General features: G+C 67.4%; 17 protein-coding genes. 6 read left to right on the top strand and 11 right to left on the bottom strand.

Annotated elements, in window-relative coordinates:
* Positions 1-145: 145 nt before the first annotated feature.
* The gene (locus tag QAD21_RS24030; RefSeq protein ID WP_280362091.1) at positions 146-673 is read right to left on the bottom strand and encodes a hypothetical protein; all 528 of its coding nucleotides are present in this window, start codon (positions 671-673) and stop codon (positions 146-148) included.
* Between the two features lie 628 nt (positions 674-1301).
* Here QAD21_RS24030 and QAD21_RS24025 point away from each other — a divergent pair.
* Positions 1302-2858 carry a hypothetical protein gene (locus QAD21_RS24025; protein ID WP_280362089.1) on the top strand — a complete coding sequence of 519 codons (1557 nt, stop codon included), beginning with the start codon at positions 1302-1304 and terminating at the stop codon, positions 2856-2858.
* A 239-nt stretch (positions 2859-3097) separates the two neighbouring features.
* Here the strand turns inward: QAD21_RS24025 and QAD21_RS24020 are convergent, their stop codons facing one another.
* Positions 3098-3658 carry a sigma-70 family RNA polymerase sigma factor gene (locus QAD21_RS24020; RefSeq protein WP_280362087.1) on the bottom strand — a complete coding sequence of 187 codons (561 nt, stop codon included), beginning with the start codon at positions 3656-3658 and terminating at the stop codon, positions 3098-3100.
* Positions 3659-3678: 20 nt separating this feature from the next.
* Positions 3679-4122 (bottom strand): hypothetical protein, encoded by a 444-nt coding sequence (locus QAD21_RS24015; protein WP_280362086.1) that lies wholly within the window; start codon positions 4120-4122, stop codon positions 3679-3681.
* Positions 4123-4305: 183 nt separating this feature from the next.
* Between QAD21_RS24015 and QAD21_RS24010 the strand changes: the two genes are divergently transcribed.
* Positions 4306-5001, top strand: a complete 696-nt coding sequence (locus QAD21_RS24010) for a hypothetical protein (protein WP_280362084.1) — start codon at positions 4306-4308, stop codon at positions 4999-5001.
* Positions 5002-5090: 89 nt separating this feature from the next.
* On the opposite strand, the gene QAD21_RS24005 is transcribed toward QAD21_RS24010, so the two are convergent.
* A complete protein-coding gene (locus tag QAD21_RS24005; RefSeq protein ID WP_280362082.1) occupies positions 5091-6134 on the bottom strand; it encodes a hypothetical protein in 1044 nt (347 codons plus the stop codon).
* A 277-nt stretch (positions 6135-6411) separates the two neighbouring features.
* Between QAD21_RS24005 and QAD21_RS24000 the strand changes: the two genes are divergently transcribed.
* Positions 6412-7068, top strand: coding sequence for an MspA family porin (locus tag QAD21_RS24000; RefSeq protein ID WP_280362080.1), 657 nt, complete (start codon positions 6412-6414; stop codon positions 7066-7068).
* A 165-nt stretch (positions 7069-7233) separates the two neighbouring features.
* The gene (locus QAD21_RS23995) at positions 7234-7428 is read left to right on the top strand and encodes a hypothetical protein (RefSeq protein ID WP_280362078.1); all 195 of its coding nucleotides are present in this window, start codon (positions 7234-7236) and stop codon (positions 7426-7428) included.
* 67 nt (positions 7429-7495) lie between these two features.
* Here QAD21_RS23995 and QAD21_RS23990 read toward each other — a convergent pair whose 3' ends face one another.
* From QAD21_RS23990 to QAD21_RS23965, 6 genes are all read right to left on the bottom strand, one after another.
* Complete coding sequence (locus tag QAD21_RS23990; protein WP_280362076.1) at positions 7496-7864, bottom strand: hypothetical protein; 369 nt, start codon at positions 7862-7864, stop codon at positions 7496-7498.
* Positions 7865-7890: 26 nt separating this feature from the next.
* On the bottom strand, positions 7891-8895 hold the full coding sequence (locus QAD21_RS23985) for a hypothetical protein (RefSeq protein WP_280362074.1): 1005 nt from the start codon (positions 8893-8895) through the stop codon (positions 7891-7893).
* A 900-nt stretch (positions 8896-9795) separates the two neighbouring features.
* A complete protein-coding gene (locus QAD21_RS23980; protein ID WP_280362131.1) occupies positions 9796-11310 on the bottom strand; it encodes an Hsp70 family protein in 1515 nt (504 codons plus the stop codon).
* Positions 11310-11615: a hypothetical protein gene (locus tag QAD21_RS23975; RefSeq protein ID WP_280362072.1), complete on the bottom strand. Its 306-nt coding sequence runs from the start codon at positions 11613-11615 to the stop codon at positions 11310-11312. Before QAD21_RS23975 ends, QAD21_RS23980 begins: the two co-directional genes overlap by 1 nt.
* A gap of 31 nt (positions 11616-11646) precedes the next feature.
* Positions 11647-13071 (bottom strand): GTPase, encoded by a 1425-nt coding sequence (locus QAD21_RS23970; RefSeq protein WP_280362070.1) that lies wholly within the window; start codon positions 13069-13071, stop codon positions 11647-11649.
* On the bottom strand, positions 13068-14894 hold the full coding sequence (locus QAD21_RS23965) for a dynamin family protein (RefSeq protein ID WP_280362068.1): 1827 nt from the start codon (positions 14892-14894) through the stop codon (positions 13068-13070). Before QAD21_RS23965 ends, QAD21_RS23970 begins: the two co-directional genes overlap by 4 nt.
* Positions 14895-15268: 374 nt before the next feature.
* Between QAD21_RS23965 and QAD21_RS23960 the strand changes: the two genes are divergently transcribed.
* Both QAD21_RS23960 and QAD21_RS23955 read left to right on the top strand, forming a co-directional pair.
* Positions 15269-16522: a hypothetical protein gene (locus tag QAD21_RS23960; protein WP_280362066.1), complete on the top strand. Its 1254-nt coding sequence runs from the start codon at positions 15269-15271 to the stop codon at positions 16520-16522.
* 18 nt (positions 16523-16540) lie between these two features.
* Positions 16541-17752, top strand: a complete 1212-nt coding sequence (locus QAD21_RS23955) for a hypothetical protein (RefSeq protein ID WP_280362064.1) — start codon at positions 16541-16543, stop codon at positions 17750-17752.
* 65 nt (positions 17753-17817) lie between these two features.
* Here the strand turns inward: QAD21_RS23955 and QAD21_RS23950 are convergent, their stop codons facing one another.
* Entirely contained in the window at positions 17818-18081 is a 264-nt protein-coding gene (locus tag QAD21_RS23950; protein WP_280362062.1) for a hypothetical protein, read from the bottom strand.
* Between the last annotated feature and the right edge of the window lie 230 nt (positions 18082-18311).

Genomic DNA, 18311 nt, shown 5'->3' with positions numbered 1-18311 from the left:
TGAAAGATTCAGGCTAATGCAGCGGTGGGATCGACACCGCAGACCTTCGCAGCAGCAGTGGGTTCATCACGCGACCTGCTGAACGGGCGTGGAGGTCCGGCCTGTCGGACCGTTCGCCAGGGGCCTCGCGACGGTGCCCGGGGACTCAGATTGCGCCGCTGTTCGCCGCGAACACTGCGGCGTAAAGGACTGCCACGGTCTGGGATGCTTGCTCGCGGACAGCGCTGTCCGGGTCGTAGAGGTAGGCCTCGACCGTGCCGATGAGATGGACTGGGGTCGGCCGGAACCGTCGGAGGCAGGCTATCGCTGTCGCCCGCACGCTGGGGTCCCCGATCTGGTCAGCAACGAGATGCACATCCTCTCGCTGGCCATGCTCGGTCAGGCACTCGAGGATCCCCGATCGACAGGCACCCAATCCGCGGTCTGCTGCGAGTCTCGATAGTTCGTCGCGATGGTCGCGGGATGCCAACTCCCGCAGCGCTTGCGCCGCTTCGGTCAAGACTTCAGCGTTCACTGGTGGCTGAAGGTAGAACTGGTCGATGAGAACCTCGGCGGCGCCGCAATCGCGGGTACCGGTGCTGGCCAACGTCCGGCAGAGATCGATCCGGAGTTGATCGACCTCGCTGCTGTCGGTGAACCCGGATCGTTCCTCGATATGGCGCAACCAGTCCACGAGAACGCGCGTAGGAGAATACATCTGCCCCAAGTCGGCTACGCCGAGGTGTCCGTGCGAGGGTGGCGAAGAAGCGGCGTGGGCGAGGTCGGCGGCGAGGCGCTGGTAGACGCGCTCTCGCCTCGACGGCGCTGTCACATCGGTCCTGTCGATCGCCGGTCGACTTTTACCTGCGTGGGTAGCGCGGGAACGCAGCCTGGCATCGCGAGTCCTTACCGTCCGGAGCCGCCGCGGATCGGCTGGCTGTTCGGAGGGTCTGATGCAGCTGGGCTGCCGGGATGTTCCGCTGGGACCGACCGATCGGCCCGGATAGGCCTGTCCCAGGCGTGCGGCCGGGAGCCGATCCACCCTCGGCCGTGTCGCCTATCGGTGGCAGCTGGTTGCCCTGGAGTTCTGCTGATTCCACGCGGCTGGCGCTGACATCTGTCATCGGCTCTGCGTGACCTATCCTTTCCCGGTGGTTGCGCAGTCATCGGTGTTGGCTCGGAGATGGGCCGATTCTGCACCGTTGCGTGCCCAGCAGTGGGGCCTGATCACCAGCGCCCAACTCCAGCGCCTCGGCGTGAGCGGGTCGAGTCAGCTTTTGCTCCGGCGCAGAGGATTGCTGGTGTCGGTGGCCAGAGGTGTGATGCGTGAATCCCGCCCGCTGGCGGACGACTCGCTGGCCGCAGCCCAGCTGGCCTGGGTGTCGGCAGCGCCGGGTTCGAGTCCGGAGGAACGGCTTTCGGCCGAGCGGCCAGACTATGTGGTCACCGCGTACACCGCGCTGGCCCTGCATGGACTCGCCTCTCCCCCAGTAGAGACGCTGCCGCAGCTGGCAGTCACCGGGCGCTTCCGGCACCGGCAGACCGCCACCTACGCGATCGTTCCTCGCCGGGCAGCTTTGTCGTGGGATGACGTCGACATCGTCGACGGACTGCCCGTCTTCACCCCGGCCGCGGCGATCCGCGATCTCGCCGCGCACGGTGGCGCTCGGTTCGCCGACGACCTGGCCGACTACTTCACTGCTATCGCCGCGGCCGCGGCCGGCCGTCCCGATCGTGCCGCCATCGTCGCCGCGATCGCGGCCACCGGTGTCCGCTTGGACGCCCCGTCGTCTCCCCTGCCCCCGCTGCTGGCTGGCAAATGGGCCGATACCGCGTCGCTGCGGACGGTCCAGTGGGGTCTGATCACCAGCGTCCAGCTCCAGCAGCAGGGGGTGACCCGCAGCGATCACGTGCAGCTGCGCGACGCGGGCCTAGTGGTTCCGGTCGCCAACGGAGTGATGCGCGAGGCCGACCGTCCCGGTGAGGGCGTCTTGGCCGCGGCGCAGCTGGCCTGGGTAGCGGCCGTGCGGGATTCGACCCCTGCTCAGCGGCTGGCGGCGCCCCGTCCTGACTGTGTGGTCACCGGCACGACCGCTTTGGCCATCCATGGCCTCGGCCAGCCCGGTGAGGGACTGCCGCAGCTCGCGATCACCAAGGAACGCAGAAACGGCTCACGTACGACCACGACCGCCCGATATCTGGGCCGCTCGACGGCGTTGTCGTGGGACGACGTCGACATCGTCGATGGCCTGCCGGTGTTCACCCCGGCCGCGGCGATCCGCGACCTGGGCCAAGACAGCCGTGGTCGGCTGGTCGATGACCTCGCTGGCTACTTCGCCGACGTCGCCATCGCTGCTGTCGGCCGCCCCGATCGCGACGCCATCGTGGCGGCGATCGCTGCCTGCGGCGCCCGCCTGCGCACGGTGGTCTGCGATGCGCGCGCCATCCTCGACCGGGTCTACCGCACCGCGGGTGTCTCCGACGACCTGTTGGCGGCCACGATCTGGGGCGGGATGTGGCAGCGGCGCTTCACCGCCGAGCGGGTACAGCACATCGTGGCTACTGCGCTGTCGGTCGCCCTCGACACCATCGCCGGCCGAGCCGGAGACGATCTGTCCGCCGTCCTGGTTCAGATGTTGGAACGCAACGGCCAGGCGCGTAAATGTGTTGTGCCCGAATGTGAGTGGTGGGCGGTGGAACAAGACCGCTGTTCCGCGCACGCGATCCAGCGGCGACGCGATCGCGTGCTACTGACCCCTCAGGCGTCGATTCCACCACGGCGACTCCTCGCCGGTCAGGACATGGCTGGTGGGGCCACCTCGACGACGACGGCGAGACAATCGCGTGCCATGAATGCGGTGAGCGGTTCCGTGCACTGACCCGCACCCATCTGGAAACCCACGACCTGACCGCCCGCGAGTACAAACAGCGCCACGGCATCGAACAGCGCATCGGATTGGTCTCCACCGAAATTCGCGAGCGGCAGCAGCACCAGGTCGCCACCAACCCCCGAACCTCGGAGCGGTTCCGCCGAAACCCGAATGCCCCGCGCCTGACCGATCTACCGTCAGCCCTCCTCGACAAGGGTCGGTCTCGCTGATCGACGTCTCGTTCGACGCTACTGGCCTGTCGCTGCGGCGGTGTCGCGTAGCAGGTCGGCGAGTTGGGTGCGGGCTCGGTTGAGTCGGGATTTGACGGTCTGAACACCGACGCCTTGGTGGGCGGCGATGTCGGCGTAGGTGAGATCGCCGAATTCGCGCAGCACCACGGCTTCTCGGAAGTCCTCGGGCAGTTGTGCGAGTGCGGCGCGTACCGCGTCGCGCAGCGCGATCTGGTCGTCGAATGCTGGCTGGTGGGTGTCGTCGACGAGTTGGATCGGCTGGTCGGGGTCGGTGAAGTCGGTGATGGTGGTGTTGGTTTTGCGGCGCCGCACGACCATCAGGGCGTTGTTGGCGGCCACCCGGTGCAGCCAGGTGCTGAACTTCGACTCACCGCGGAACTTGTGCAGGTTCTGCCACGCCGCGACGAGGGTGTTCTGCAGGGCGTCCTCGGCGTCGTGGGGGTTGGAGCAGATGTTGAGGCACACCGCCCACACGTGCGTGCGGTGAGCGCCGACGAGCTCGGCGAAGGCGTGCTGGTCGCCGTTACGTGCTTGCAGCAGCAGACGTGCTTCGTCCATCAACTCCCCCAACCCGGTTCTCAGATGTCGTCGTGCGTGTCGTGGGCACCGGGGTGCGGGTCCTCGACACCGGCGTCGGCGAGGTCGACACTCGCGGTGCCCTCCTCGGCGGGCGGGAGCTGTCCCTCCTCGGCGGCGTCTTGGGCGACGTGGGCGATCGGCGGATCAGCCGGCGCCTCGCTGGGCGGGCTGTCGGGGTTGTCGTCGCCCAGGTCGATGTCCTCGTCGAGGTCGGCCGGCGGGGTGTCGTCCATGTCGGGGACGGTGTCGGGGTCGGCGACGGCGTCGGGGTCGAAGGCGGCCTGCAGCGCGTTGTCCCACACTCCCGGCGGCAGATCGGCGGCGAGGGTGGCGGGGTCGATGCCGAGTGACGCCAGAACCGGCGACGGTTCGTCCTCCTGCATGTGTTGACCTCCGTTTCTGGTGAGGTGGTCGCCGACGAAGGTCGCCGTCGGCCCGGTCACCAGGTGAGATGTTACGGCCCACCCTCGGTGTTCCCGACCAGGTCCCGACAGCTGTGATGTAATCCTCCTCGCCAGATAGACGCGGATTCGGGGTCGCGGCGATCGTGGGCGGGAACATTCCTCATTCCTGGTGGCAACAGATTCCCGACACGCTCACAGACCGAGTTCGAAAGAGGACCCACCATGTCCGGTACCCCCAGCAGCGACGCCCCCATCATCAGCCCCGACGAGCCCTACAACCCCGACGCCACCCCCGCCGATGCACCCGCGCCCGCCCCGGAAGCCGCCGACGGCCCGGCCGGCGAGGTGGTGCACACCACCGACGACGCCGGCAACGCCATCGACGTGCACTACGACGAAGCCGGCGAGGTGGTCTTGATCGAGGCCGACACCGATGGTGACGGCCGCATCGACACCGCAGCGGCACCGACCGCCGACGGTGGCGCGGTCATCGCCAGCGACCTCAACAGCGACGGCGTGGTTGACGAAGTCGCCCACCTCAACGCCGATGGGGATCTCACCCAGGTCGATTCCTACGAAGACGGGCAGCTGGTCACCCAGACCCTCGACACCGATGCCGACGGCGCACCCGACACCGTGCTGACCGATACCGACCGCGATGGCGCACCCGACACCCTGCTCGTCGACACCAACGCCGACGGGGCCATCGACGCCGTCGCTGTCGACACCGACGGCGACGGGCAATTCGACGCTGTCGCGCTCGACACCGACTTCGACGGCCAGGCCGATGTCTACGGCCAGGACACCGACGGTGACGGCGAGCTCGACCTCTACAGCGACGAGACCGGCGCCTACAGCGACACCCCGGACGCCCCCGAAGACACCACCCCCGGCGGCCACGACAGCGACCTCGTCTGACCCCCGCCCGAGGTCAACCACAGCGATGCCCGACCCTCAGCTGGGGGTCGGGCATCGCTGTGTGTGTGTGGGGGGTGACGGCCTCGGCGTCAGAATCCGCGGAAGATGCCGTCGGCGTCGGCGGCGCCGACGAAGTCGGCGAAGTCCATGTTGGCCAGGGCGAGGTTGTTCTCGATCGACCACATCGCAGCGGGCACGACCCGCACGCTCCGATTCGAGGTGTCCTCGCCGTCGAGATTGATGGCCAGGATCGGGTGGTCGGGGTGGGACAGGGTCTGGGTATCGCACAGGAACACGTAGAACGGCGGCGGTTCCCCGATCGCGTGCGCCAGCTCGTCGACGGTGATGTTGTCGTAGGTGGGGTCATCGACCAGGGTGAGATCGGCAGAGAAACCGTCGACAGGATCGGGAGCCAGCGCCGCATTCGCCACCGTCGTCCATGCCTCGAGATCGCTGAAATCACCGCGGATCAACAGTGACAGGCCTGACAGATGGTCGGCGTCGAGCGGCCCAAACACCGACGGTGCATCCTCGATCGTAACGGCGGATTGGATGCGCTCTCGCACCTCGGCGTCCTCGGACGGGCCGCGAGACCCGGGCGGCGTGTAGCGGATGACTTCGAGGCCAGCCGACTCGGGGATGGGCCAGATGTCGACACGGACCTGCAGGACGGGATCGGAGGGTCGCCGGTCCCGGCAGGACATGCGGACCATGTTCCACCCGTGGGGTATCGATGCCAGCACATCGCCAACGATGCTGTCGTGTTCGTCCCCCCACACCAGCGGTTGCATCGTCACAGGTAGGTAGCCGAATTCGGCGCCGCCTTGCTCGACGTTGGCCCAGCCCTCGGCGGCAGGCATGAGGGGCGGCTCTGCGTCGTGGGTTTCGAGATCGACGACCACCGGGGCCGGTCCATCAGGGATCAGGAACGTCAACTCGGGAAGCCGCGGTGGGTTGAATCCTGGCTTACCCGGTTCGTAGCTGAGCGTGTAGTCCTTGGTGTCCTGGATGCCGATGCCCAATCGATGTGGGCCGGCATTCCACGTTTGATACTGCCCGGGCTCAAAAGATGCGAATCCGCCTGTGATGGCGATGAATCCAGTTCCTCGGTGTTCGTACTGTACGTGCGCCACAACCACTCCTCGTTGCTGTTGACCCCCACAGCACGCTCTTCTAGCGGCTGCCCCAGCCGCCACCCTAGGGCCGAACCGGCGGTGATCGCGCCGACGACACACCCCCGCCCAGCTGGTTGGCGTCAACAGGAGTCGTGCCGCCGGGAACATTCTCGGTGCCGCACCGCAACCAATCCTCAGTTGCTCACGCAGAGCACATTTCTCGCCCCGATGAACGAGGCGGGACTGCCAGCACAGGGCGCGGCGATTCGCTGCGCCAGGACCAGAGGACAACCCGATGAACAAGACCGCCATGACCATTGCCGTTGCCGCCGTGTCGATGGGCGCCGTCGCGAGCGGGTTCGCCGCCGGCACCGCCGAGGCCCAGCCGGGGCACCAGCGCAGCTGGGTCACCGACGACGGCTGGAAGGCCTCGATCGCCTCCACCCACGAGAAGGTGCAGAAAGTCGCACCGTTGTCGTCGGTGCCGACGTCGCGGGAAGCGTTCATGTCAATGCGGGCGGTGTCCACGCTGACCCCGCCTGCCGGGCAGGCCGGTGCACCAATCACCGGTGAACTCGAGGCCGGGTACATGATCGGATGCGCGGTGCAGCTGGAATCGGTGACCGGCAGTGTCGGGGCGAGCCTGGGCATCGGTGGTAGCGGCGGCGGCGGGATCAGCGCGACCGGACCTAGCGGCAACCTGTCGATCAGTCCGCAGGCCCTGCTGCAGCCGAGTCTGTCGGTGACGATGTCACCGGGCAAGATCACCACCGTCACCTTCGACAAGAAGGCCGTCGGCGCCGGACGCGCGTCGACCACCACCCGCGAAGGCCACATCAGCATCGACGGGTGCGCCGGCCCGGTCGCGGTCCGCTCCTACGCCATCCTCAAGACCAGCACCCCGAAAGCCAACGACGGCAACGCCGTCTACGGCCGCGTCGTCTACCTGTAAACCAATCGGCCCGGAACGCGCTGCCCGGCGGGAACATTCCACCGCTCCGGGAGCAACCCATCTGTGGACGCACCACCCCGGGTGCGCCGCGCACGGTCTGCGACCGCAGACGTGCAAACCACCGAAGTCCAGTCGATGACTGGGCATGACGAAAGGAACACTCAGATGCGAGTACGTAAAACGATCGGGTCCACCCTGGCCGCCGCCGCGGCCGGTGCGCTGTCACTGCTGGGCGGTGGGCTCGCCTCGGCCGCACCGATCGAGCTGCAGCACGGCGACGACGGCCTGACGACCTACGACTTCGGTGTCGATGGCCAGGACGTCATCGTCGGCGGCACAGGCAACTTCACCTGGCCCTGACAGCCAGCCCGGTTGATCCGGACCGATGACTGCGGGTGGACGTTCTGCGTCCACCCGCAGTTCTCGTTCAGTCGGTCGTCACCGACCAGTGCCCGACATACCGGTGCCGGGACGGCAACGCCGAACCGAGACGGGCCGCAGCGTCAGCGAGGATCGGCCACGGCTCGACAAGCTCGCCCTGCCAACACGCCCACGGCACCGGACCCGGCCCGAGAACCTCACCAAGCAGCGGGCGCCTTTTCCGCGCAATGCTGTCGGCGGCTCCCTCCACGGCCGCCACGATGTCCCACCTGGTCACCTCAGACACGTAGCTGGGCAGTTCGGCGACCGCTTCTGCGACGGCGTCGACCGAGTCCCGTTCAACCGCGACGATGTCTGCGGCGCGGGCCGCGACCGTCCGAGCTGAAGGCGCCGGGACTACGTCCCCTGAGTCCATGTGCGTGCGCTCGAAGAACCTCAAATTCACTCCGCCTCTGCTGATACCGATGCCATGTACCACTGCTGCATGAGTGTTGCCGCGCGGCGGGCCAGTTCAGGAAGTCCGTCCCGTGCAACGGGCTCGGATCTCGGTCCGATCGACCAGTCCCAGTAGCCACAGGCGATCCATGACGTCCCCGGAAGGAACTTGGACACGATTGCCGACTTGTTCTTACCGAGTCCACTTTGGCCGTTCGCAGAGCGGTTTCTACGGACTCCGAAATCTTCGAGGTCAGGGTTGCCAGCCAGGACGTCATCCCGCAGCCGTTCGAGATGGATCACCCAAGCCGGCGGGCTGTCGATCTTATCGGCGGGGGCGAAATCTTCGGCCGTGGGCTTGGTTTGGATCCCGACCTGATACGCGAACTTCAGACCGTCCGCGGTTTTGGGCATACCCCGGCCGTCCACCTGGACCTGTCCTCGCAGCTGTCGCCCGTCGCTAAGATCAGGACTGAGAATAGTGATGGCCGGCATCCCGCTACCCCCGCGGCCGACACCGACGAACCACTCATCGCCCAATATGTCTTGGATCGACGGTGTCAGACTTCTGAGGACTCGCTCGACGGCGACCTTCTGCGGGGGTAGGGCGTCGATATCGGTCATGGTCACGCGCGATCCCGGGAAACATTCGATAGCTTCCTTCCAGGTGATGACGCCGCGTACTTGGTCAGCGTGATCACCGGCATCGACCCGGTCCAGCACGAGCAGAAAAAGGTCGTCGACTGCACGCTTCTCCGCCTCGATCTGGTCGTCAGTGACTTGGTGATCGAGCTTTGCCTCGACCCCGACGGTTCGGCCGCCATTCAGCGTCATGACGATGTCGATTTTCGCTGCCCCTTCGCACTGAACACGTTCGACAGACGCGCCGAAGAGTGCAGCGATGCCGCCCCGTTCAGCGAGAAGGTGAAGAAACCCGCCGGGCGCGTGGCGAATCTCGGCTGCCAAGGCACGGGTCAGCATCGGCTCGCTCGTGAAGATCAAACCGGCCATTTTGTTCCTCACGCCACCAAACTGTTGACCGAGACCGTACCGCCGTTGCCCCGTGTCAGTCCCCCAGCCGCCTGATCCGCGGACCGAAAAGCGCAGTTCGGGTTGCAAACTGAGCTGTACGGTGCCTGCATGCGCACCTATCCTCCCGCCTGGCACAAAGACCCGAACGATCCCGGGCTCCTTCGGTGGTGGGACGGCCAGAAATGGACCGCGCATACCCACCCATACGACGAGCAACTCTGGAGCTCTCGTACTTTTGGCTCAACTCCTGGAGCAACCAATTCGAAAGCTGACCGGCGAGCCATCGTCGTCCTCGGGCTGCTGGGTGTCGCTGCACTGATAGCGGTGGCCGCGGCAATCGTTGTGGGATCACAACGACTCGAAACGCTGGACACTACCCAAGCGACGGTAACACCGACAGCACCCTCGTCGTCCCCCAAGGCTACTGCGTCAGCGTCGCAATCTACTTCACCCTCTCCATCGAACTCACCGTCGCCTCCCCCTCCACCACCACCGCCACCGCCACCGCCGCCGAATGAACCTCCCTCACCAGATGACGAGAAGTTCATCTCGGAGACCGCCTTCGTCGTGACAGCTACGGCGGGCGGGGTCCGCATGGACCGAGACACGTTGATCGCCCTCGGACGTGACATCTGCACGTACCTACGCGACGGGCACTCCGCCGAGGAAACCATCTGGTACATCCTGACCAATGGGCCCAGCTGGAGCCCCGACCAAGCGGCCGTAGCGGTGGGAGCCGCGACAGGAACCCTCTGTGAAGACCAGCGATACAAAACACCCGGCTGATCGCTGATCATCACGACTGCCTTGATTGCTCGACCGGAAGCTGGTTGAGCGGAAACAGACCGCCTGAGACAACCGACGAGGACCCGACCGGAGCTAACTGATGAGGCCTGAACGGGTGACGAATGTGCGGGCGTTCTCTACGGAGGACAGTTCGGCGACCGAAAGGATCAACCCGGTACCGGTGTTGGCGTAGCTGATGTCGTATTCGTTGTCGCTCAGGCTCGGCGCGATCTCGGCGGCCGCTTGGCGGTTGGTGTCTTCGACGACGGTGCCCTTTCCGCCGCTGTAGACCCCGTTACGCAGGTTACGAACCTCGCGGGCTGCTTCGTTGTCGTCGACGTTGATGTGGATCCGCAACGAGGGTGAGAGGCCGCCCGCAATCTTGAGGCCACTGAGGGTCCCGTTCTCGTTGAGGGTGCAGTCCAGCTTGAGGGCGCCGTTGTCGGTGAAGCTGCCGTTGGTGCAGTCGGTGATCTGTGATTGCAGGGCGCCGGGCAGTTGCTGGCGGATTTGGTCGGGGTCGGTGAGGATCGGTCCGCCGTCTTCTCCGGTGGGCCCGGCGGCGGCGGTGGTGTCGGTGCCCAGGGTTTGGGTGGCCTGGGGTGCGTCGGTGGGGTCGTCGTCGTTGCCGCTGGCGGTGGTGACGATGGTGGTCACGATCGCGGCGGCGGCGATGACGGCGACCGCGGCAGCGCCGATCCGGAGCCAGCGTCGCCGCGTGGAGGCGGGCTGGGCTGGTGAGCCGAGGGTGCGGGGTTGGGTGTGCCAGGTCGGCATGAGGTCGGCGGCTTCGGGGATGCCGCGGGGCTGGGTGGGCGCCGAGTCCGCCAACACGGTGAGCAGCGCACCTTGGGCGACAACGGTTTTCGGGTCGTCGAGGGTGGCGACGGGGCCGAGTTCGCCGAGGCGTTGCTGGATGAGGGGGATGCGGGAGGACCCGCCGGTGAGATAGAGGGCGGTGAGTTGGTCGGGGTGGGTGAGTCCGGCGTCGGCGAGGGTGGTTCGGGTGAGCTGGACCGCGGCGTCGACGGCGGGGGTGATGAGTTCGTCGAACTCGTCACGGGTGATCTGCAGGGTGGTGCGTTCACCGGGGCCGGGCACGGTGATGGTGGCCGACGGCGTTTCGGACAGCAGCTCTTTGGCCTGCTGGATGGAGTCCTGCAGGGACTGGATGGCGTCGATGGGGGCGGTGCGGCGCAGCCAGGCGGCGTGGTCGGGGTCGCGGTCGGCGAGGCGGTCCTCGACCCAGCGTTGCAGCAGGGCGTCGAAGTTCTTGCCGCCCAGGCCGTTGTCGCCGCGGGCGGCGATGACCTGGAAGGTGTTGGTGGGGGTGACCTCGAGGACGGCGATGTCGAGGGTGCCGCCGCCGAAGTCGAACACCGCGATCCTGGTGCCGTGTTGCAGGGCGTGGGAGCGGGAGTAGTGCCCGGCCGCGGCGCGGGGTTCGGAGATCGTGGTGATCCGCTCGGCCGGGATCCCGGCGGCCATCGCGGCGTCGGTGAGGACCTGGATCTGTTGGGGTGCCCACGCTTCAGGGTGGGTGAGCACGACCCGGTCGGGCATGGTGCCCGCGTGTGCGGCGACTCCGCGGCCGATGACGGTGCGCATCACGGCGGCGACGAGGGCGTAGACCGGCAGGGTGTGCCCATTGGCGGAGATCGCCGGTTGCGCTCCGATGAGGCGTTTGGGTGAAGCGATGAACCGGCCGGGTTCTGCGTGGCGGAGTTGAGTGCGGCACCCCCGACGAGGACGGTGCCTGCGGGGTCGACGAACACCGCCGAAGGCATCAGGTTGCTGGTGTGGGTCAGCGAGAGCGCTTCGATGCTGCGGCTGGTGGCGCCCGAATGTGCGGCCGCGGAGTTGCTGGTGCCGAAGTCAATGGCCAGAGACCAGGCGCGGGTGGCAGATGTCATGGTGTCGGATCGTCCTGTGCGCGAGTGGGAGTCAGTGGCCGGCGGCCAGAGCGGTGTAGGTGCGGATGAGGGTGACCAGAGCGGCGTCCTCGGCCGCCGACCGGGTGGCCAGGGTGCGTTGCTGGGCAGCGGCCAGGCGGCGGTGAGCTTCGTCGGCGACGACGGCCGGTGGCGGGTGGCCGTCGAGGCCGACGCGGCCGGCGGGGGTGGCGGCGGTCAGGATGGTGCGCAATTCATCGGTGACCGCGGCGTCGGGGTCGACGTCGAGCATCCGCTGGTAGTCCTCGAGCACGGTCACCGCAGCCAGGGCCGGGTCGGCGCGCAGACCGGCGGTCAGCGTGCGGATGTGGTCGCGGGCGGGATGAGTGAAGGCCAGTTGATCGAGACGCGCCAGGATGCGGTGGGCGCGGTGCAGCACGGCGAACCGTCCGGTGGCCGCGGTCAGGGCGTGGCGCAAGGCGGCGATCCCGGAGCGTTCGGCCAGCCAGGCGTTGAGCGCTGCGGCCCCGTCGGCGGCGACACGGCGACCGTTGAGGACGCCGTACTCGCCGAGCAGGGCGAGCAGTTCACCCCGGTCGGCCGGCGGCACTCCCCCGCTGACAGGTTCGTCGGAGTCGAAGATCCGCAGCACCTCCAGCGGCGGGACGTCGCAGAGCTGAGCGAGCAGCGCGGCGTGGCGTTCAGTCAGCATGCCGGTGTGGCTGGTCTGGGCCATCAACCCCGACACCGGGACCACGGTGTGGACGATCCCGGCCAGCGGGCCGGCCATGGCGGTGGCGTGGGCGGCGGCGTGGGTGAGCGGGTCGCGGCGGCCGAAGGCGCCCTCGCCGAAAGAGTCGGCGCGCGAGAGCACCCCGAGCATGGTCAACGGGGTGAACGGCAACCGGTGCAGGAACTCGATCTCATCGACTCGGGGTGCGGCGTCGAAGAGGAACACCGCGGCATCGGCATCGATGGAGGCAGTGCGGGTCTGTTCGAAGCCGTCGATCATCACCCGGCGGGTGGCGGCGTCGTTGGCGGCGGTCAGCGTCGACAGGCCAGGGGTGTCGATGAGGGTGCGTTCGCGCAGCGCCGCCGACGGTAGCCAGCGGTCGACGTAGGCGACCTCGACCGCCGGGATCGGCAACTCGATCCCGGCGCCCGGGCGGAGCGCAGCGCGATGGCGGGCGCCGTCGAGGGCGAGGACCTCGGCGCGAGACGGGGACCCGTCGCGGTAGACGGTGACGACGTTGGTGGCCTCCAGGGCGGCGGTCTCGGCGACCGGCGCGCCGATCAGTGCGTTGACCAGCGTGGATTTGCCCGCTTTGAGTCGGCCGACGACCACGACGCGCGGCGGTGACCACAAGATGGTGCCGATCGCGTTGGCGTGGTCGATGCAGTCCCCGCCGAGCGCGGCCAGCTGGTGCAGGCCGCGGTCGAGCGTGGTGTGCACCGAATCGGGTGCGGCGCTGCTCATGTCGGGTATCCGTCGAGGAGTGCTTGGGCGGCGGTGATGCGTTTGTCGACGATGGCCAGGTTCGAGGTGAGACGTTGGGTGGATTTCTCCCGGGTGGTGGCGTCGGCGGCCGCGGCCTCCTGGACGTGGGTGATGGTGGTTTGCAGCTGGTCGATGGTGGCGCGCAGGTGATCTCGGTAACGGATGACGATGTCGGGGCGAGCTTGGGCGACGGCGCTGTCGAGGAGCCGGCCGGTAGCGGTCTTGGTGGCGGCCAGGGTTTCCCGCAGCCAGGCCAGCAGGTTGGTTTTGCCGGCGCGGATCGCCCGGAAGCTCAAGTTCACTCCGACCCACACCGCGCCGACGACGGCCCCGACACCCATCAACGCCGAAAGCCCGACAAGCCCACCGAGGGTGGAGGACCCGACCACACCCATGGTCAGCAGCGTCGGGTCGAGCAGCCCTTGGCGTTTGCTGGTGACCTGGTGGGTTTCGATCTTCTTGTCCTGCATCGACGCCACGATGCGGTCGCTGATCTGGTCCCACACCGCGGGGTCGTCGGCGAAGCGCGGGGCGATGATCGTGTCGTGCAGCTCGTGCAGGAACCCGGCGAGGGTTTCGGCCATCGCCATCTGCAGATCGACCTGCATGTCGGCGGTGAACTTCTGTTCGCTGCGCCGCAACACGGCCATGCCGTTGCTGTTGATGTAGGTGGTCCACTTCTCGCGCACCCCATCGAGGCGGCGCTCGAGATCGTCGACCGCCGATTGCCGCAGCAGGGTCAGGTCCCGGGCGAGGTATTGCTCCCACTGCCGCGACTGGGCCTGCAGGTCAGTGAGCCGGTCACGTTCGGCGGCAAGGTCAGGCAACGCTTTCGCCCCGGCACTCAGCGCGGCGAGCTCGTCGGCGATGGTCGTGCGCACAGTGCGCAGCCCGTCCAGACACGTTCGGACCGCATCCAGGTGCGGGGCCGCCGCGGCGGCATCGAGACGGTCAGTGATCGCCCCACGCAGGGCGGCGATCCCGGCGTCGACCTCGAGACGGTGACGCGCCTGCGGGTCAGTGGTCTCGGCGCCGAGGACGGCGAGCAAGCTCGACACCCCGATCACCGGCACTTTACGCCCCAGGTGCTCGGTAATCAGGCGCTGGTTCTCGGCGACGATCGCCCGCCAGCGGCCCAAGTGTTTGTCGGTCTTCGTCACGGCCACGACGACGGCATCGACTCCGGCACTGGCCTCGCGGACGAAGGCCATCTCCGGGGCCGTGATCGGGGCGGAGGCATCACAGACCAGCACCAACACGCACGCCTGCTGGGTGGACTGCGACGCCAGTTTCGCCAAACCGGGGTCCAGGCCGCCGACACCGGGGGTGTCGATCAGGGTCATCTCGGCCACTGCGGCCTCACGCAGCGCGATCGCCGCCGCAGTGGGCAGCTCCTCGACGCTCCGATCACAGACCATGCGCCCGCCGGTGGTCACCCAGTCGGCCAGCTCGCCGATCTCGGCCGGCCGCGGGCCGGAAGGAAAGAACAACTCGGCGGCATAAGCGGCGGGCAGATCACCGGCGGTGGTGACCGACACCGCAACCGAGGAGGTGACATCAACCCCGACCGGGCACAGGTCGCGGTAGCCGACCAGGGCGTTGACCAGGGAACTTTTGCCGCGCTGCACCTCGCCCGCCACCACCACGGTGCGCTGAGGCGTGCGGTGCAGTTTCGTCTCGGCGAGGTCGGCGACGGCGTCGTGTTTGTAGGCGCGCAGCACCTTTCCCGCCTCAGCCACGACCGCCGCCGCGGCCGCGTCGACCCCCGCCTGGGGTGCTGCGGGCGCGTTCACGCCGACCATCGTCTCGTAGCGGTGCCGCCGTTCCCCCGACCGGTCATGGAAAGCATGCTGGTCGAAGCGGCAGGGCAACGCAAAATGGCGGGTGTCAGGCGCCGGCGGTGCAGGCCCAGATATCGTGCGCGACCCAGGCCCGGACTCACTGGCCGCGGCTACCTCAGCGGACCGTTCGCCCGCGATGGCAGACCCGACTGTGCAGGCACGACGGTGGGCGCACTATCCTGCAGCCGAACAAGAGGATCGTGCAGATCCGGGTTTCGGGGGAACCGTTCGGGGTTCGCGCAGCAACACACTGGACAACACCAGTGTGCAGCGCTGGCCCGGGTGAGGTCGTTGGTCCTCCGCGGCAGGGGCTGCAGGAGAGAAACGAGACCCTGATGAAGCGTTGGTACCCACTCGCGGCCGCAGCCGCGGTCACCGCGAGCATGCTGGCCGCATGCTCCACCGGCGGCGAACCCGCCCCCGAATCCTCGACGACCGGCAGCGCCGAGCCGACGGTCGATCTGACCGCGCTCGATCCGGGCGCCTACCCCACCGACCCGCGCCCACCGTTCGGTGTTGCCGACGACTCGCAACTGGTGCAGGTCGAAAGCCAGCGAATGGCACAGTTCATCGTGGTGCCCTTCGAGGTCGACCCGGACCTGACCGCCCCGGACAAATCCAACGCACCGATCACCAGCCGCCGCAACCTGGTGCCACACATCAACGCCGACGCGGCGGCGATCCCGGCCAACGACGCACTGCTCGGCGGTTTCTCGTCACTGTTCACCACCGCACCGACCGAACGTGACAACCCGCGTGGCCTGCACAACATGGTGCTGCGATACGAAACCGCCGCTGATGCCCGCGCCGCCGCGCAGCAACTCGCCCAGGTCAGCGCCCGCCAGCAGAACAGCCCGGTCACCAGCCTGCCGGGGGTGGAGGGCACCTACGCCCTCGAGACCACCCGCAACGACAAAAGCTACTTCACGACCTACACCCCGCACGGGGTCTATGTGATCTATGAGTTCGCCTCCTCCCTGGCGGCCCACTCCGACCAGCTCGAGCCGATGGCCCGCAAAGCAATCACGTTGCAGTCGGCGCTGATCGACCAATTCCCACGCACCCCAACGGCTGCGGAGAACGCCGCCCGCGGCAACGACGGAGGTTTTCAGCCGCCAAAGATGGACGAGAACAGCATCCTCATCTACGCCCTGCCCTACACCGACACCGAGATGGAAAACGACATCACCGGCCGACCACAGCAGAGCATGCGCGCGGTGTACGGGCCGCGCGGCTTGTCGCACTTCTCCAGCGACCCGGCCGGCATCTTCAACGACCTTCGTGCGGCCGGATCGACCGCGAACGCGATCGAGCGTTCCATCGTCTACCGCGCCGACACCGAGGAGCAGGCCGCCACGCTGGCCGCTACGAGCGAAGCCGACGACCAGAAGATCGACGCACCGCCCGGGCTGCCGGCCGCCAACTGCTCTGCCCAATCCAGCGCCGACGGCAAGTACACGATCTATCACTGCAAGGTGCAGGTCGGCCGCTACGTCGGAGAAGTGCAGTCGCCCAACAAGACTGACGTCTACCAGCAAGCCGCGGCTCAATATCTGATCCTCACCAAGGCCGACCAGAACGCCAAGTAGACGGGACGAGAGGCAACGATGACGCGCAGCTACCTCGGTCGCTCCATCGCAGCGGCCGCGGCGGTGACCGCAGTGCTGGCCGGCTGCACGGTCGACGGGCAGCCCAGTTCGGCAACATTCACCGACCCTGCCGTGCAGGTTGATGCCCTCGACACCGGCGACTACCCCACCCGGGCGCGAGCGGCGTTCGGACGCGCGGTCACCGACCCCGAGCGGGTCGAGGCGACCCGGATGGCGCAGTTCGTGCTGGCGCCGTTCGAGGTCAATCCCGATCTCACACATGGGCAATGGCCTGTCGGCGAGTTCGACGACGCTGCCGGGATCGGTCGCGCGGTCGTCCCGGGCGCGGCCGACGTTCCGGCCAACGCGGAGTTCGTCACCGGATTTGTCACCACCGCCGACAACGGGGATGCCAACGTCGGGGCTGCTCGTCACCTGCTGCGGCATGCGGTCCTGAAATATCGCAGCCCTGCCGACGCCTCGGCCGCCGCTGATCAAATGAGTGCCGCGGTCGCCGAAATCGACAACAAGCCCATCGTGCCGCTCGACGGGGCGCCGGGCACCCGAACTGTCATCCAAGATTTCGGTGCGTCCACAGCGATCCTGGCTGTCACCGCTCACGACTCGTATGTGTTCTTCGATCGGTACTACGGCCCCACGACGCAGTTCCGCAGCGGAGAGTCGTTGGTGCGTATGGCCAACGCGATCACTCAGCAGAAGATTTTCATCGACGAGTTCACGCCCACCCCCGACGGTGAAACTCCGCTGATCGACCCCGACGCCATCCTCATCTACGCGCTGCCATTCACCGCGACCTACCTGCGGGCGAACCCCGACTCCCCTGACCGCGGAGCGGTGTACGGGCCCCGCGGCATCGCCCACACCAGCACCGACCCCGTCACCGACTTCGAGGTGCTGACCAAGATTGGCTCGGATGCCAACGCAGTGGAGAACTCGGCGGTCTTCCGCGCGGACACCGCCGAGGGCGCGCGCACCTATCTCGACAGCTTCCTCGGGTCCAACCGCACCCGAGGCTGGACCGGCGCCGACAGCCCACCAGGCTTGCCCACCGCCACCTGCCAAAAGCACCCGACAAGCCAAGCACACAGCTGCGCACTGACTGTCGGGCGATACGGCGCCCAGGTCATCGGCAACACCAAAACCGATGCCCACCAACAAGCCTCGGCCCAATACCTGATCCTGACGACCGCCGACCAACGAGCACACTGACCGACGACATCGCGCACGTCGTCGTCTTCTCCCCGCAGACAGAGGTGCCGAACTCACCCCGGATGTCAGGGGCGGAAAACCTTCAGCTGCCCAGCGTCACCGATCGGATCACCGTAGCCGCGACGGGTGAAGTCGTCGTTGTCAACTGGATCGCGGTACTCCGTACCGAATTTGAAGGTGAAGGGCTCCTGACTTTCGGTAGCACCGCCGTGCACCTGATGAATTCCGAAGTCCGAAACCCACGGGCCCGTCGCCGCGGTCGCGACACCCGCACCGAGGCCCGCTGCAAGCACAGCGCCGGCGATCAGACGAGTCGAGGTTGTTGCCATAGGTTGGTTCTCCAATCGGATGAGAGGTGGCCGCTGCGGCGACCCTTACACTTGTCAGTTGCTGTGTAGTCACCGAAAGGTTCCCGAGTTTCGACGCCCAACACCCGACACCCGGCCGATCATCGACGGCCCGCCAACGGAGGTGTGCCAGCGTGAGCAATCGTCCAATCCGGCCCAGCACTATCTCCTTAAACCCCGCGGGAATTTCGCTGCGGCGTGACGTTGGACTG

It is taken from the genome of Gordonia sp. SMJS1, assembly GCF_029866425.1.
GTDB lineage: Bacteria > Actinomycetota > Actinomycetes > Mycobacteriales > Mycobacteriaceae > Gordonia > Gordonia hongkongensis.
Note: the sequence above shows the minus strand (reverse complement) of the source record. Positions and strands in the feature narration are given on the sequence as shown.